This is a genomic window from Rhizobium redzepovicii (assembly GCF_019793435.1).
Lineage (GTDB): Bacteria > Pseudomonadota > Alphaproteobacteria > Rhizobiales > Rhizobiaceae > Rhizobium > Rhizobium redzepovicii.
The window spans coordinates 51,373-66,541 of the sequence record NZ_JAILYH010000003.1; the positions used below are offsets into that span (position 1 = coordinate 51,373).

Here is a 15,169-nt window from a genome sequence, read left to right on the forward strand (position 1 = left end):
CGAAACCGCTTACCTTTTGGCTGCGAATGTCACCGTTACAACATCCTTTGGTTCAGACAGGAATGTAATGCCATGGTTCTCCAGCGTTTCGCGCGCCCGCTCGACGTTTTCAGCTTTGACCGAGTGAGCATCCGCTTCCATACGTCGTATTGTGGAAAAGGAAATGCCCGATCGCTCTGCCAGTTCCTGAGCCGTCCAACCGAGCATTGCGCGCGCGGCCCTGATGTGAACTTCGCCGACCGCATTCTGCAGATTGGGTTTCGCGGGAATATCCTCAACCAACTTGGAGACGCCGTGCCATTCAACGATCTCGCCATCGTTATCGAGTAGGGGAACCGCTGTATTTTCGAAACGCTGAAAGACGCCGTCATGCCGTCGGACACGAACGGAGAGATCCAGTTTATACTTGCCCTCAATCGCTCCCTGCCAAGTCGTGCGGAAATGTTGCCGATCGTCAGGATGAACCGCTGCAAGCCTGTCGTAATCCCTGAGCTGCTCCGCCGTCTGACCGGTGAAGCGCATCCAGTTGGTATAGTCGAGCAGCTTACCCTGACTGTCGGCGCGCCAGAACTCGCCACCCACAAGCTTACGCAACGACGCATTGGCCGCGGCGGCGCGGTTGTGTGCAATTTGCGCCTTGTGATCATTGGTTACGTCCTGAACGACACCGTGGAGGATGGCCAGCCGGCCACTGCGGTCATATTGGCGGTCAAATCTGCTTTCGAGCCAAATAAGATGCCCGTCGGGCCGGATGACGCGAAAGCGGCGCGAGGACAGTTGGTTCGCATGTGCCAACTCTACAATTTCTTCGTGCGCTAGACGGTCGTCGGGATGCACAAGGGATTCATAGAGGTCGAAACTTGCCGCAACGGCCTTTGGATCGAGTCCGACGAGACGATAGAGCCCGTCCGACCACGTCAGTTCCCGCGTGATCAGATCATAGGTCCAGGTTCCCGCTCCGAGGAATACCTCAATCAGTTGCGCTCGTTTTTCAGGTGTTTTTGCATTCCGGAGTGGCATTGCCGCGCGCATCCTCTTTTGGCGAGCCCAGAGCCGTCTTTTACGGCCTTCGGAAGGCAGTGAAGACGACATATATCAATTTGAGCAGGATTTCGCCAAGTGAGCAGATATTCGCAGCTTAATGAGCATTAATTGCTCAAAGTCTCTGATGTGAGCAATTATTGTTCATTAGAAATATGTTGGCTGGCTGCCGCGTTCTTACTGACGAGTTACTCGCTAGCGCTAATCTATACTTCAAACGTGGAAGCTCAGGAATTCGGGATCGGATCGCGAATTCCAAAATATTGCCGGTGAATGATCGTGGTGGCCGTCGAAATCGCAATGCTCCTACTGCCCGCAAAATCTGCGCCGCAGGCAAATATTCGTCTCCTCCTTTCGTCGTCAAACTTGCCAACAAGTTCCTGGCGCAAAGCAACTCCAGATACTTTGCAGGTTCCACGACCAAGCTTTCCACTCCTGTGTAACTCCTCCCCAACAAAACAAAGGTCGCCGCTGTGCCAAATCTATCTGTCTCCCGCCTCATCATGCTGTTTGGAATCATCGTTACGGCAGGCTTGATCCTGGCTGTCGGTCTGCAGACTAAGGCCTTCGAGGAGTTAAGGGTCAGGGGTCCGGTCTATAACGGCCTCGTCGAGGGCAAGGATCTGGTTGCCGATATCCTGCCGCCGCCAATTTTCGTCGTCGAAGCCTATATGCTGGCGACGGAGGGTGCGGTGCATACCGAGCTGTTGCATCCCAATCTCGGCCGCATTGTCGAGCTTCACAAGGGATACCTGGATCGCAAGGCATTCTGGGCAAAGGCCGACCTTCCCGCGGAAGTCCGCGCCAGGCTGTCGGGTGTCTACAGCTCGGCGGACGTCTTCTGGGACGAGGTAGAGCGCACCTATGCCTCTGCCGTCTCCCAAGAGGACGAACACGCCGTTCACGCAGCGCTTGATCACCTGAAGGACGCGTTTCATGCGCATGAAGCGCAGGTCAATGTTCTGGCGCAGCTTAGCAATGTCTGGTTGGCAAAGTCAGAGACCGCCGCTGAGGCCGCCGGCGTTCGGGCGAGGACGCTTGCGCTGTCGGGCAGCGCGGTTTCGGTTGCACTCTTTCTGCTTGGCCTGTGGTTCGTCCGCAGTCGCGCCATCAGGCCGCTCTTCGCGATTGCCGACAACATGCAGGAGCTTGCAGGCGGCGACTACACGAAATCTGTGCCGTTCCTGTCGCGAAAGGATGAAATCGGCGTGATCGCGGGCGCCGTGGAAGTCTTCCGCCATGCCGGTATGGAGCGTCAGCGCTTGCAGCAGGAAATGGACGACAGCCGCGCCGTCGCGCAACGCGACGCAGCCGAACGCAGCCGCCTGCAGGCGCAGCAGGCAGAATTGCTGCAGCAAGTCGTTCAGACACTCGGCGCGGGCCTCGGTCGACTGGCGGACTGCAATATCCGTACCACGATCGATGAACCCTTTGCCGCCGACTTTGAACCGCTGCGGCACGACTTCAACAATTCGATTGCCACCTTCCAGGCCACGCTCGAACAGGTACTGGCCAAGACCGGACATCTCTCGGCCTCGGCGCAGGAGATGCGCGGTGCCGCAGACAATCTTGCACGTCGCACGGAACAGCAGGCCGCAGCGCTCGAGCAGACGTCCGCATCGCTCGAAGAGGTATCGTCAACGGTGCGTTCTTCGGCCGAACGCACAGCCGAAACCCGCGACCTCGTTCGCGAAGCCAAGGACTGCGCCACCGCCTCCAGCCAAGTGGTCGGCGAAGCCGTCCAGGCAATGAAACGAATCGCGGACGCCTCAGGCCAAATCAGCCAGATCATCAATGTCATCGACCAGATCGCCTTCCAGACCAATCTGTTGGCGCTTAATGCCGGCGTCGAGGCGGCGCGAGCCGGAGATGCAGGCAAGGGCTTTGCAGTCGTGGCACAGGAAGTGCGCGAGCTTGCCCAGCGCTCGGCAAGTGCAGCCAAGGAGATCACTGCGCTGATCCGCAACTCGACCGATGAGGTCGCCTCGGGCGTTCAACTCGTCGACGAAACGGGCAAGGCACTTTCAAAAATCGCTAGCTACGTCACCGAAATCGACGCCAAAGTCGATGCGATCACCACTGCCTCACGCGAACAGTCGATCGGCCTACAGGAAATCAGCGGCGCAGTGAATTCGATCGATCAGATGACGCAGCAGAATGCGGCGATGGTCGAAGAGAGTACGGCGATCGGCCACTCCCTCGCAGTAGATTCCCAAATGCTCACCGAACTGGTTGGCCGTTTTAAACTCAATCGTCGCACCCAGGTCCGCGAGCCGGACGCAGCCTGGGCACGCAGACCAGGCGAGGAGTCGGCGAGAGCCCCCAGACTGGCAGCCGTTCGCTAGTGTGTCAGACGGTTTGGAACCGACAGAACCCAACCTGCGGCGGAGCCTGCCGCCGCAGGCCTCCTGTATGAAGAACGAGATGCAATGCAGCCGCGCGCTGAGCCGGCTCGGCTTGGTGCTGCCGCTCATGCGCTGATTGCCATCAGCCGGCTGGAGCCGGTGGGCTAACCATTTTAGCATTCCGCGCTTTTGCCGCGGAGGACCGGTTCGCTGAGGATATTGATATCGACGTTTGGATAAACGTGCTCTTCCAGCAAGGTGAGGGATCCAGCTCGCATTCCCATGGGTAAACAGTCTGCGTCGAAACTTACCGCCGGCACCGGCTCTTGGGCGAAAAACCTGAACAGCGTTATATGCGCTATGCGGGGCGGGGTTGGACGCCACTGTTCGAAGCAGATGGCCTGTGAAATGGCCGAGCGAAGTCTGTGCAATTCCGCCGGCTCCTCGGCTTTTACGAAGATAGCCGCTTCCGAAGCCGCCACCTCGTGAAAATGAACGTCGAAGGGTGGGGTCTCGTCGATCAGTCTCTCGACAATCTCCGTCCATTGTTCCCCGTTCCGCTTCCAGACCTCCTCGTTCGGAATGCCGAATTGGGCTGCCGCATTAACGAGGGTGACGACCGTCATGTGCAGGCTTGTGGCCGGGACGCGTGAGAGGGACGCGGCGCTGTCTCGCTCGATGCTGTCTTGCAGGACGCAGAGCTTTGACAGCGCCTCGCGATCGGGAAGGAACTGCAGGTGAAACGCGCAGCACCGCTTGAACCACAGCGTATCAACCTTCGTGCGGATCACTGGCAGCACCCTTCCACCCAGCCGGGGCACGCCGCACCGAGAGCGTGCAATTCCGATCCTTGCTATCACATCGCCAAACTGTTCGCCAAGGACGGGCGACCCGGCCGGAGATCGGCGGATGATGAGGATCGTGAGCCGCTCAGGAAGATTGCAGCACCCCCGCCGCGTCCCTCGGCTCAGTATTCGGAACCGCTACTGTTGTTCAGATCGTGACGTTCCGTCCCTTTCAAAGGTGGATTGAAGACACTGACGAGAATGAGGTCCTTGTCCTTGCCACCCCGCAAATAGTGGCGATCATGTTTATCGAGGACGTAAATGTCGCCGACGCGGATCGGAAAGACGTTGCCGTCCATATCCTCGACCTCGCCTTCGCCCTGGATGCAATAGCAGGCCTCCAGGTGGTTGCGGTATTGCAGCAGAGCTTGCGTGTTGGCGCGAACGACCGTGTGGCAGACCGTGAACCCCATCCCGTCATCATTCGTCAGCAGGCGATGGCTCGTGCCATTGCCCCAATCGACGAAGCGCTCGGTCTGCTCCACGTCTTTCAGGCTTCTCACAAACATGTTGTTCTCCTCGAAAATGGCGGAGATAGCTCGATCTCCATGATCCATTAGGCCCTGAAATCCACGCCTGCTTCAAATGATCTAAATTGAGAAAACTGTTAGAATAATTTACATGTTTCGCCCGAATTTGATGTAGATGCCCGAATTTGATGTAGATAAAGGAGCCTATCCTGGCTCTCATGTGAGGAATTCAAACAGATGCAGCTGCCGCCGCTGAACGCATTGAGGGCCTTCGAAGCGACCGCTCGGCTCATGAGCCTCTCAAAGGCCGGAGACGAGCTGCATGTGACCCATGCCGCGATCAGCCACCAGATCAAGCATCTGGAGACGTGGCTGGGGCGCAAGCTGCTCCAAAAATCCGGACGCGGCGTGGCGCTGACGCCAGCGGGTGCCGAATATTATCTTGCCGTCTCCGGCTCATTGGCAGCCATCGCCCATGCAACCGGCAACATGCGCAGAGACCACAATATGCGTTCGATCACGGTCGGCTGCATTCCTTCGATCGCGTCGCGCTGGCTGGTTCCGGCACTGCCGTCGTTCCGGGAGAGCGATCCCGATCTCGACGTCAGGATCGTTTACGCCAGAGCCGAGGAACGCTTCGATGACGAAAGCCTGGATGTTCTCATCACCATGGGGGAAGACCTGTCGGGAGGACGGGAGAGCCGCCTGCTTTTCTCCCGCCGCAACCAGCCGGTGGCCAGCATTCATTATCTGGCCAAGCGGAATTGGACTGTCGGCAGTATTCCCTTTGCAGCGGCCGACCTGCTGCACGACGAATCCGTCGACGGCTGGAAAGAATGGTTCCGGAAGACTGAGATGAAGGCGCCCGAGCCGGTTCGCGGGCCGATATTTCAGGACTTCAACATCCTTGCCACGGCGGTAATAGCCGGGCATGGGGTGGCATTATGCCCGGTCGAAGTGTTTCGGCGAGAGATCGATCGCGGCGACCTCGTCGTGCTTTCGGACATCTCGACCGCCGAGACCCAGGGATATTACCTGATCACCAGTTCCTGGGCGAAAAAGCCGGTGCGTCGTTTTACGGAGTGGTTCACGAAGGAATGCCGATCCGCCGGCTCACCGATCGTTGAATAAGCTCCGCCAAGGCGGGCGCTCAACGGGAGGGCAAAGCGCGCCGGCCCAAACAGCGCGCTTGTTCGAAACCACGCTTGATGCTAGAAAAATGGTATGGACAACAACGTGATCAGCACTTTCGTGATGATGATGCCGCGCTCATAGCGTGGCGGGTTTCGTGCGTCCATAATGCACCAGCAACCGCCCTCGAGGCGGTTTTTTCATGGGTCGATCCGTCTCGCCGGCAATAACAGCCTTCGAAAGGAAACACCGATGAACAAGGCGGATATCTATATCACCACTTCCATCCCCTATGTGAATGCCGCGCCGCATGTGGGTTTTGCCCTGGAACTCGTCCAGGCCGATGCCTATGCCCGTCATCTCAGGCTCCTCGGCCATGACGTCAGGTTCCAGTGCGGGACCGATGACAACAGCCTGAAGAATGTCAGGGCCGCGGAAGCCGCGGGACTGCAGGTGAGGGACTTCGTCAATGCCAACGCCGACAGGTTCGAGCGCCTTGGCGGCCGGCTCGATATCTCCAACCAGGAATTCGTCTGCACCTCCCGTGATCCAAGGCATGTCGCTTGTGTCCACGCCTTATGGCGGGCCTGCGCTGACACCGGCGACCTCTATCGCAAGGCCTATGAGGGCCTCTACTGCGTCGGCTGCGAGCAATTCTACGAGCCATCGGAACTCGATGACGGGCGCTGCCCGGAACATGGGATCGCTCTTGAGATCGTCCGTGAGGAGAACTGGTTCTTCCGTCTATCCCGATATGGCGGCAAACTCCGTGAACTCGTCGAAACTGGTGAGCTTCGCATCGTTCCAGCCCATCGGCGCAACGAGGTCCTTGCCCTGCTGCGGCGTGGCCTGACCGACATCAGCGTGTCGCGCAGCGCCGAACGAGCGCGAGGCTGGGGCGTTCCGGTTCCCGATGGGGGTGGCCCCGAAGCAGGTGACGTCGTCTATGTCTGGTTCGACGCCCTGGCGAACTATCTTACAGGTCTGGGGCACGGATCCGATCAGGTGCTCCAGCAGCGCTATTGGAATCGCGGAGAAAGCATCCACGTCGTCGGCAAGGGCATCTCCAAGTTCCACGCCATCTACTGGCCGGCCATCCTGCTGTCCGCCGGCCTGCCGCCGCCGTCGTCGATCCTGGTGCACGGCTATGTCACGGTGGACGGCAGGAAGATCGGCAAGTCGGCCGGCAACGGCATTGATCCCGAAGGCATCATCGACGCCTACGGAACGCCGGACGCGCTGCGATATTACCTGCTCCGGCATATACGCTCGGGAGACGACGGCGATTTCTCGGGCGAGCGTCTCGAAGCCGCATGGGCGGGAGAGCTCGCAGGCCAGCTCGGCAATCTCGCCAACCGGGTGCTTACCCTTTTATATCAGTCGTTCGGCGGCATCGTACCGCCCGTACCGGAGAGCGAGTTCGTGCAGAAAGCTTACCGCCTTCCGGGCAAGGTGGCGGAGGCCTTCGATGCCTACGAGTTGCATGTCGGCCTCGCTGATATTTTCGAGTTTGTCGGTGAGGCGAACCGGCGATTTACAAAAGGCGCACCATGGGCTGATGCGAAAGCGCTGCTTTGCGATCCCGCTCCGGAGGATCGCAAGGTGACCGCCGAACGTCTTGGCGCTTGCCTGGCGGAGCAGGTCTGCGGCCTTGCGATCGTTGCCCGCTGCCTACTCCCGTTGCTGCCGGGCTCGGCCGCAACGCTGCACTCCAGGCTGGGAATACCGTCTCCTCGGCTCTATCGGGATCCGCTGATCGTGGCTGGGGCCAAGGCTGCCCCGCAAGCCGTGCTCTTCCCACAAAGAGCGGCAGCTTGAATCATCCCGGGGCCGGATACCCTGCGCTGCAGCGACAGCAGCGCAGGGTCGGGAGGGCGGTGACAAGAGAGGGCGTTTTGACGCGATCCGGAATGTCATAAAAGTTTCATACTAGAGCAATTGTCCGGATCGAGAAAATAATCTATTATTTTCATAGGGAAACAAGATTTCTCGATGCAAACGAAAGGATACTGATTGGACACATTTTTCTCGGATGCCATGCCCTTCGCATGCTTCATCTTGGTTTTTGCCCTGATAGTTGCGAGTGGCAAGCGCAGTTCAGCAAGCTCCGGCGATGGCGGTGGAGGCTCGTTTGATGCCTCGGACGACGGGGGCTGTGACGGCGGCGACGGAGGTGGAGGAGACTAAATCAAACTGAAATCGATAGAATGACCGACCGCCTCAAGGCGGTTTTTTGTTGCCCGGATTCCGGGTTATGCCGGTCTGACGGGCAGTGGGCGAATTGACCTGCCATACAATCAATGATTGCCACCCTGATTGCGAGTGCGTTGCCTCGATATCCAAGTCCAGGTAGTATTGGACGAGGTTCTGGGGGGATCACTATGGTAAAATCCGAAGCTGGCAGTCCGTATATTTACGGTATCGACGCATTGCGATTTGTGTGTGCGTTAATGGTAACGATGTTTCATCTTGGATTTGCTTCCTGGGCTTCGCCCTTATATCTCAGACCCTACAAAATGCCCGTGATTGAGAATATTGCCCAACCCGGCTGGGTTGGCGTCGAACTGTTCTTCGTCATCTCAGGGCTCGTCATCATCAACTCTGCCGCTTCGGCTACCGCGATGTCGTTTCTGAAGGGGCGAATTCTGCGGCTATATCCGGCGGTATGGATATGTGGGTCACTGACACTCCTCTTCATCGCAACGCAGGATGTTAACAGGCGGATTATCAAGAACTTTCTTCGGTCGATCACGCTGTACCCCGGCGGCCCATGGATAGACGGTCAATATTGGACGTTGGCCTGTGAGATCTGTTTCTACGCCCTTGTCTTCATCCTGTGTGCGGCCGGTCAAAGGGCGAGGATGCCAGCGCTGGCGCTCGGCCTGTCGTTGGCAAGCACGGGTTTCATCACTCTGTTGAACGCCTTTCCCGATTCAGAGGTGCTGGCGATATTCACCGATACTGCCTGGCGGGCCGTTCCCTTTTACTACGGCTGCCAATTCGCCATCGGCATCTACATCTACATCTGGCTTTTGTCTCAAACCCGGATGAGCAGGGTTTCGTGGGTGGGTTTCGTCTTCGCGCTGGTAGCGGGTGCCACTCAGATTTACATGGCAGCCGGCAGCACCAGCGAGCGAACGCTTGCCGCAGCTGGTCACTCCTTCTCGCCGTTTCCGGCAATCTTCCTCTGGGTGGCGGGGCTGATATTCATCGCCGCGAGCGTCGCCTATGGCCGGCAGATCAGTCGTCTGCCAAAAGCCTTCCTCCAAGCGGTCAAAACCCTCGGTTCGATGACCTATCCGCTCTACCTCCTGCATTTTGCCATCGGCATTCAGTTTCTCGATTGGCTGACCGGTTTGGGAGTGACACCGCTGCCGGCACTCGGTTTGGCCATTGCGATCGTCTGTCTGATGTCGCTCGCCGCGTGCAAATGGGGAGAGCCTCCCATCCGCAGCGTTTTGCGCACGGTTTTCGAGAGGCTTGGTCAATGGGCCCCGCGTTTTCAGGCAAAGGAGTCTCGGGTTTAGCTGCTCGAGTTCTCTCATGGCCCCGGCGTCGCTGGATCTGGCCGATGACGCAATCGATGTTCAACGCAGCCCTTAGAAAAGCGCAATGGCCGCCTTTGAGCCTGAAGGCGGCCATTGGTGCATTTGCGATAGCGTGCCTATGCTTTATGCGCGCGCCGGCAGCAGGGGATAGCCGACCATGACGGCGCGGCCGAGGAGGGCGGCGACAAAGGCCTTGATCACATCGCCGGGAACGAAAGCCATCGAGCCGACGAAGGCTTTCGGGAAGCCGAGACCGGCGACCGTCGCGAGATAGGTGATGCCGAAAGCATAGAGAACGACGATGCCGCCGACCATGGCGGTGAGGAAGAAGCTGACCGTCTGCACCAGGCCGGACTGCCGGTCGTTGATCAGCCGCTCGCTGAGGTAACCGGTGACGAAGGCGGCAAAGATCCAGCCGATGAGGAAGCCGGCCGTCGGCGAGGCGAAGATCGCAAGCCCGCCGCGGCCGCCGGAAAGCACCGGCAGGCCGATGGCGACGAGCAAGAGCACGATCAGCACGGCAATGGCGCCGCGCCGGGCGCCGAGCACGACGCCGGCCATCATGACGCCGAGCGATTGCGCGGTGATCGGCACCGGAATGAAGCCGAGCGGGATCGGCGGCAGCAGGCCGAGCGCCACGATGATTGCGGCAAAGAGGGCGGTGAGAACGAGGTCGCGGGTGCTCATCATGAATTCCGTGGTTAAAATTGATTAACTTCCATGCCGTCGAATGCCGCGCGCGTCAATCGCCGCGGCGATATTATCCGCATCCTTGAGCGTCAGGATGATCAGCGGCGCAAGCAGGCTCGCCGGCCGGACCTTCAGCCCGCGCGCCCTGTGTGCCTCGCGGATCGCCTGGTAACGGTCGACGATTTCAGGCACGAAACGCAAGACCAGGCCCAGCGCCAGCCCGATATCGTCGGCCCGCACCCGGCCCGTACGCTCCAGCGGGCGGGCAAGTGCCGTCACTTCGTCGATGAAGGCGGTGATCGACGTCGTCGCCGTCACGGCGGCGGCAAGCAGCATCAGCGCCGTCAGCCGCAGCGGCGGCACGAGCGCCTGCTGCCAGGGATTGAAGAGCAGGTTGAAGAGCGCGACGACCGCGATCGTCAGAAAGATCGGCCGCAGCCGCCTCAGCGCGGCGCCCATCGGCAGGCCGACCATGCGATAGAGGATCGCCGCCGCCAGCACGGCGAGAGACAGCAGCACGAGATTGCCGGTGATGAACAGCACGATGCTGAAGATCGCAAGCGACAGCAGTTTCACCCGCGGCGAAAGCCGATGCATTGCGCTGTTGCCTTCGACATAGAGCGACTGCATCAGAGGGCGATCTCCCTGTAGCGGGCGATCGCCTCAGTCGCCGGCGCATCCGCGGCAAGCCGCCCTTCATGAAACAGCAGCACCCGCTCGAAACCGGCGATCAGCTCCAGATCATGGGTGATGACGATGGCGCTTTCGGCAAGTCCGGCGATAATTCCTTCGACCAGCGCCCGGTTTTTGAGATCGAGCTGGTTTGTGGGTTCGTCGAGGATCAGAATACCGGGCCCCGTCGCCAGCACCGAGCAGAGGGCTGCCACCTGCAGCTCGCCGCCGGAAAGCTCGTGCGCCCGCCGCCCGGCCAGCGCCTCGGCGCCGAAGCGGGCCAGCACGCCCTCGACTTTCGCCTCGATCTCCGCCTTGGTGAAGCCGCGCCGCTTCAGCCCGAAGGCGATGTCGTCCCGGACGATCGGCATGATGATCTGGTTCTGCGGCGACTGAAAGATGAAGCCGACATCGGCTGCCGCCGTCTTCTCGTCGGCCGTGTCACGGCCGTTGACGGTGACCCGCCCGACCGTCGGCTTGGTCAGCCCGTTGATCAGCCGCGCAAACGTGGTCTTGCCCGAGCCATTGAGCCCGATGACGCCGATGCGTTTGCCGCTGATGCCGAGCGTGAGCGGCGCGAGCGCCACCCGCGTTCCGAAACTGACCCCGGCGCCTTCGAAGTGTATGTCCAAACCAGTTCCTCGCATTTTTCATCGGAGGAGATTGCCGATCCCGGCCCCTCATCCGGCTGCCGCCACCTTCTCCGCGCAGGCGGGGAGAAGGGGATATGCCGCACCATCTCCTTCTACCTCGACGCTGCGTCTGGCACGTCCCCTCTCCACGTCAAAACGGGGAGAGGTTTAGGGTGAGGGGCAGTCATTGGCGCCGACCTGACAGCAGTGCTTCTACAAAGAGCAAACCTCGCTGTCGACATCCGATAGCGATATCGGGTGGCTAGGAAGATTTTCCGCGTTATGATGTATCCATGACGAATCTGCTCTCCAATTCCGACGCCCGCCGGGTCTTCCTCGCCAAGCAGGGCCTCAGCGCCCCGCCGAACCGCGCTTTGACCAAGCAGGGGCTGCTGCAACTGATCGGCGAGCTGGGGTTCGTTCAGGTGGACAGCATCCAGACGGTCGAGCGGGCGCATCATCAGATCCTGTTCTCCCGCAACCAGACTTATCGGCGCGAGCATCTGACGGCACTGCTCGAAAAGGACGGCGCGCTGTTCGAGCACTGGACGCACGACGCCTCGATCCTGCCGAGCGCCTTCTTCGTCTATTGGAAGCACAAGTTCCGCCATCAGGAGAAGGTCATCGTCGAGCGCTGGCGCAAATGGCGCGGCGAAGGCTTCGAGGCGGCCTTCGAGGAGACCTATCAGCGCGTCGAGCGCGACGGGGCGATCCTAGCGCGCGACATCAAGGCCGACGGCCATGTTTCCGGCGGCTGGTGGAACTGGCATCCGAACAAGACGGCGCTCGAATATTTCTGGCACACCGGCAAGTTCGCCATCGCCGGCCGATCGAACTTCCAGAAGATCTACGATCTCACCGAGCGCGTCATCCCGGCCGAATTCCGTGAGCCGGAGGTGAGCCGCGAGGACTTTATCGACTGGGCCTGCCGCAGCGCGCTCACCCGCCTCGGCTTTGCCACCCATGGCGAGATATCGGCCTTCTGGAACCTCGTCTCGCCCGAGGAAGCCAAGGCCTGGGTATCAGCCCATCGCGACGAGCTCGCCGAAGTGCTGATCGAACCGGCGCTCGGAGCCAAGCCGCGCCCCTCCTGGGCCTTTGCCGATTTCCTCTCGACGCTCGACAACTACCCCGCCGCACCGCCGCGCATCCGCGTACTCAGCCCCTTCGACCCGATGATCCGCGACCGCAACCGCACCGAACGCCTGTTCGGCTTCTTCTACCGCATCGAGATTTTCGTCCCCGAGCCGAAGCGCGAATATGGCTATTACGTCTTCCCGCTGCTCGAAGGTGACAGGCTGATCGGCCGCATCGACATGAAGGCGGATCGGAAAAAGTCGACGCTCGATGTCAAGCGGCTCTGGCTGGAGCCTGGCGTGAAGCCGTCAGCCGGGCGGCTGGAGAGGCTGGAAGCCGAGCTGGAGCGGCTGGCGCGGTTTGCGGGGGTAGAGAAGGTTGTGTTGCTCGACGGCTGGAGAGGATAAAACCCCTCCCCCTTGTGGGGAGGGGGCTTTCTCCGAGCCTCAGCAAATCTCCGTCTTGCTGATCTTGATCCCGAAACCTTCCAGCCCGACATAGTGGCGCTCGCGGCTGGTGAGCAGCTTGATCGAGCTGACGCCGAGGTCCTTGAGGATCTGGGCGCCGAGGCCGATTTCCAGCCATTCGCTGTCGCGGCTCTGCGCTTCGGCATGGGCTTCGCGGCCCTGGTTGCGGGCCTTGCGGCCGTTGTCGTGGTGGCCGACGCCGACCGAGCCTTCGCGCAGGTAGACGATGACGCCGCGGCCTTCCTCGGAAATCTTCTGCATGTAGAAATCGACCGGGCTGTTCTTGCCGAAGAGATCCTCGGCGACATTTTCCGGATGCAGGCGCACCGGGATGTCGACGCCGTCGCGGATGTCGCCGAAGACGACGGCGAGATGCTGCATCGGGTCCCAGGGCAGGGAATAGGTATGAGCCTTGGCCTTGCCGAACGGTGTGTCGATGTCGAAGCTCGTGCCGTGCTCGACCAACGTTTCCTTGCGCTGGCGATAGGCAATGAGATCGGCGACGGAGACGAGCTTCAACCCGTGCTGCTCGGCGAAATCGACCACCTGCGGGCCGCGCGTGACGGTGCCGTCGTCATTGACGAGTTCCGAGATGACGCCGATCGGCGGCAGGCCGGCGAGTTTGCAGAGGTCGACGGCCGCTTCCGTATGGCCGGAGCGCATTAGCACGCCGCCTTCGCGCGAAACCAGCGGGAAGATGTGGCCGGGCCGGACGAAATCGGCGGCGCCCACATTCGGATTGGCGAGGTTGCGCACCGTCAGGGTCCGGTCGTCGGCGGAAATGCCGGTCGTCGTGCCGTGCTTGAAATCGACCGAGACGGTGAAGGCCGTCGTATGGGCCGAGTCGTTTTCCGCCACCATGGCGTTGAGGTTGAGGCGCTTGGCCTCTTCCTTCGGCATCGGCGCACAGACGATGCCGGATGTGTGGCGCACGATGAAGGCCATCTTCTCCGGCGTGGTGTGCACGGCGGCGACAATCAGGTCACCCTCGTTCTCGCGGTCATTGTCGTCCATGACGACGACGATCTCGCCGGCCTCGAAAGCCCGGATGGCGTCGACGACGCGCTTTTGATCATACGACATGGGGCGCTCCTATTTCAGGCGGCCGGTCTGGCCGCGGTCGCGAAGATAATGGTCAGCGATGGCGCAGGCGACCATCGCCTCGCCGATCGGCACGGCGCGGATGCCGACGCAGGGGTCGTGCCGGCCCTTGGTGCGGACATCGACATTCTTGCCGTCGGCATCGATCGACTGGCGCTCGGTCAGGATCGACGAAGTCGGCTTGACGGCGAAACGTGCCACGACAGGCTGTCCGGTCGAGATCCCGCCGAGAATACCGCCGGCATTGTTGGAAAGGAAGATCGGCGTGCCGTCATTGCCCATGCGCATCTCGTCGGCATTGTCTTCGCCTGAGGTTTCGGCTGCGGCAAAACCATTGCCGATCTCGACGCCCTTGACGGCGTTGATCGACATCAGCAGCGAGGCGATGTCCTGGTCGAGCTTGGCATAGATCGGCGCGCCGAGGCCGGCCGGCACGCCTTCGGCGATCACTTCGACGACGGCGCCGATTGAGGAGCCGTTCTTGCGGATGCCGTCGAGATATTCTTCCCACACAGGCACGATCGCCGCATCGGGGGAGAAGAACGGGTTCTGGCCGACCTGATCCCAATCCCAGTTGCGGCGGTCGATCTTGTGCTTGCCGATCTGCACCAGGGCGCCGCGCACCGTGACACCGGGCACGACCAGCCGGGCGATGCCGCCGGCGGCGACCCTTGCTGCGGTCTCGCGCGCCGAGGAGCGGCCGCCGCCGCGATAATCGCGAATGCCGTATTTGAGGTCATAGGTAAAATCGGCATGGCCGGGGCGGAATTGCCGGGCGATCTCGCCGTAATCCTTGGAGCGCTGGTCGGTGTTTTCGATCAGCATCGAGATCGGCGTGCCGGTTGTCGTCATCGTCTCGCCGTCGGCGTCGAGCATGACGCCGGAGAGCACCTTCACCAGGTCGTCCTCGCGCCGCTGCGTCACGAAGCGGGATTGCCCGGGCTTGCGCTTGTCGAGCCAGACCTGCAGGTCCTCGAGCTTGAAGCGCAGCCCCGGAGGGCAGCCATCGACGACGCAGCCGAGCGCCGGACCATGGCTTTCGCCCCAGGTGGTTACGCGGAAGAGGTGACCGAATGTATTGTGCGACATGTGTTCCCACGGTGGCGCGCCAAAGCCGGTTGCGCCATTGCTTGAAAAGGCGCGACACTCA

The 15,169-nt window shown here is 60.7% G+C and carries 13 protein-coding genes; 5 read left to right on the top strand and 8 right to left on the bottom strand.

What is annotated here, in order from left to right; genetic code table 11:
• Positions 1-9 precede the first annotated feature (9 nt).
• Positions 10-1,020, bottom strand: coding sequence for a PAS domain-containing protein (locus K6N12_RS04925; protein ID WP_222148778.1), 1,011 nt, complete (start codon positions 1,018-1,020; stop codon positions 10-12).
• 494 nt (positions 1,021-1,514) lie between these two features.
• Between K6N12_RS04925 and K6N12_RS04930 the strand changes: the two genes are divergently transcribed.
• Positions 1,515-3,386, top strand: coding sequence for a methyl-accepting chemotaxis protein (locus K6N12_RS04930; protein ID WP_239619825.1), 1,872 nt, complete (start codon positions 1,515-1,517; stop codon positions 3,384-3,386).
• A 173-nt stretch (positions 3,387-3,559) separates the two neighbouring features.
• Here K6N12_RS04930 and K6N12_RS04935 read toward each other — a convergent pair whose 3' ends face one another.
• On the bottom strand, positions 3,560-4,177 hold the full coding sequence (locus K6N12_RS04935; RefSeq protein ID WP_097624077.1) for a 2'-5' RNA ligase family protein: 618 nt from the start codon (positions 4,175-4,177) through the stop codon (positions 3,560-3,562).
• Positions 4,178-4,353: 176 nt separating this feature from the next.
• Positions 4,354-4,740 (bottom strand): ectoine synthase, encoded by a 387-nt coding sequence (locus K6N12_RS04940; RefSeq protein ID WP_131711368.1) that lies wholly within the window; start codon positions 4,738-4,740, stop codon positions 4,354-4,356.
• Between the two features lie 198 nt (positions 4,741-4,938).
• Here K6N12_RS04940 and K6N12_RS04945 point away from each other — a divergent pair, with 198 nt between their 5' ends.
• From K6N12_RS04945 to K6N12_RS04955, 3 genes are all read left to right on the top strand, one after another.
• The gene (locus K6N12_RS04945; RefSeq protein WP_097624079.1) at positions 4,939-5,832 is read left to right on the top strand and encodes a LysR substrate-binding domain-containing protein; all 894 of its coding nucleotides are present in this window, start codon (positions 4,939-4,941) and stop codon (positions 5,830-5,832) included.
• A 252-nt stretch (positions 5,833-6,084) separates the two neighbouring features.
• Entirely contained in the window at positions 6,085-7,650 is a 1,566-nt protein-coding gene (locus K6N12_RS04950) for a methionine--tRNA ligase (RefSeq protein WP_097624080.1), read from the top strand.
• Between the two features lie 563 nt (positions 7,651-8,213).
• Complete coding sequence (locus tag K6N12_RS04955) at positions 8,214-9,359, top strand: acyltransferase family protein (RefSeq protein ID WP_097624081.1); 1,146 nt, start codon at positions 8,214-8,216, stop codon at positions 9,357-9,359.
• A gap of 144 nt (positions 9,360-9,503) precedes the next feature.
• Here the strand turns inward: K6N12_RS04955 and K6N12_RS04960 are convergent, their stop codons facing one another.
• The 3 genes from K6N12_RS04960 to K6N12_RS04970 are packed head-to-tail and all read right to left on the bottom strand — an operon-like array spanning position 9,504 to position 11,374.
• Entirely contained in the window at positions 9,504-10,067 is a 564-nt protein-coding gene (locus tag K6N12_RS04960; RefSeq protein ID WP_012556795.1) for a biotin transporter BioY, read from the bottom strand.
• Between the two features lie 24 nt (positions 10,068-10,091).
• The gene (locus tag K6N12_RS04965) at positions 10,092-10,700 is read right to left on the bottom strand and encodes an energy-coupling factor transporter transmembrane component T family protein (protein ID WP_097624082.1); all 609 of its coding nucleotides are present in this window, start codon (positions 10,698-10,700) and stop codon (positions 10,092-10,094) included.
• Complete coding sequence (locus tag K6N12_RS04970) at positions 10,700-11,374, bottom strand: energy-coupling factor ABC transporter ATP-binding protein (RefSeq protein WP_097624083.1); 675 nt, start codon at positions 11,372-11,374, stop codon at positions 10,700-10,702. The genes K6N12_RS04965 and K6N12_RS04970 overlap by 1 nt, the downstream gene beginning before the upstream one ends.
• A 293-nt stretch (positions 11,375-11,667) precedes the next feature.
• On the opposite strand from K6N12_RS04970, the gene K6N12_RS04975 reads away from it, so the two are divergent.
• Entirely contained in the window at positions 11,668-12,858 is a 1,191-nt protein-coding gene (locus K6N12_RS04975; RefSeq protein ID WP_097624084.1) for a winged helix-turn-helix domain-containing protein, read from the top strand.
• A 39-nt stretch (positions 12,859-12,897) separates the two neighbouring features.
• Here the strand turns inward: K6N12_RS04975 and ribB are convergent, their stop codons facing one another.
• Together ribB and aroC are read right to left on the bottom strand one after the other, a co-directional pair.
• Positions 12,898-14,001 carry a 3,4-dihydroxy-2-butanone-4-phosphate synthase gene (gene ribB / locus K6N12_RS04980; protein ID WP_097624085.1) on the bottom strand — a complete coding sequence of 368 codons (1,104 nt, stop codon included), beginning with the start codon at positions 13,999-14,001 and terminating at the stop codon, positions 12,898-12,900.
• Between the two features lie 9 nt (positions 14,002-14,010).
• Positions 14,011-15,108 (bottom strand): chorismate synthase, encoded by a 1,098-nt coding sequence (gene aroC / locus K6N12_RS04985; RefSeq protein ID WP_097624086.1) that lies wholly within the window; start codon positions 15,106-15,108, stop codon positions 14,011-14,013.
• Positions 15,109-15,169: the final 61 nt, after the last annotated feature.

What these genes read in the sequence shown, in the direction of transcription:
- K6N12_RS04960 (WP_012556795.1), bottom strand. Translation starts at nt 10,067, where the DNA reads ATGAGCACCCGCGACCTCGTTCTCACCGCCCTCTTTGCCGCAATCATC.
- ribB (WP_097624085.1), bottom strand. Translation starts at nt 14,001, where the DNA reads ATGTCGTATGATCAAAAGCGCGTCGTCGACGCCATCCGGGCTTTCGAG.
- K6N12_RS04950 (WP_097624080.1), top strand. Translation starts at nt 6,085, where the DNA reads ATGAACAAGGCGGATATCTATATCACCACTTCCATCCCCTATGTGAAT.
- K6N12_RS04925 (WP_222148778.1), bottom strand. Translation starts at nt 1,020, where the DNA reads ATGCCACTCCGGAATGCAAAAACACCTGAAAAACGAGCGCAACTGATT.
- K6N12_RS04965 (WP_097624082.1), bottom strand. Translation starts at nt 10,700, where the DNA reads ATGCAGTCGCTCTATGTCGAAGGCAACAGCGCAATGCATCGGCTTTCG.
- K6N12_RS04975 (WP_097624084.1), top strand. Translation starts at nt 11,668, where the DNA reads ATGACGAATCTGCTCTCCAATTCCGACGCCCGCCGGGTCTTCCTCGCC.
- K6N12_RS04940 (WP_131711368.1), bottom strand. Translation starts at nt 4,740, where the DNA reads ATGTTTGTGAGAAGCCTGAAAGACGTGGAGCAGACCGAGCGCTTCGTC.
- K6N12_RS04955 (WP_097624081.1), top strand. Translation starts at nt 8,214, where the DNA reads ATGGTAAAATCCGAAGCTGGCAGTCCGTATATTTACGGTATCGACGCA.
- aroC (WP_097624086.1), bottom strand. Translation starts at nt 15,108, where the DNA reads ATGTCGCACAATACATTCGGTCACCTCTTCCGCGTAACCACCTGGGGC.
- K6N12_RS04945 (WP_097624079.1), top strand. Translation starts at nt 4,939, where the DNA reads ATGCAGCTGCCGCCGCTGAACGCATTGAGGGCCTTCGAAGCGACCGCT.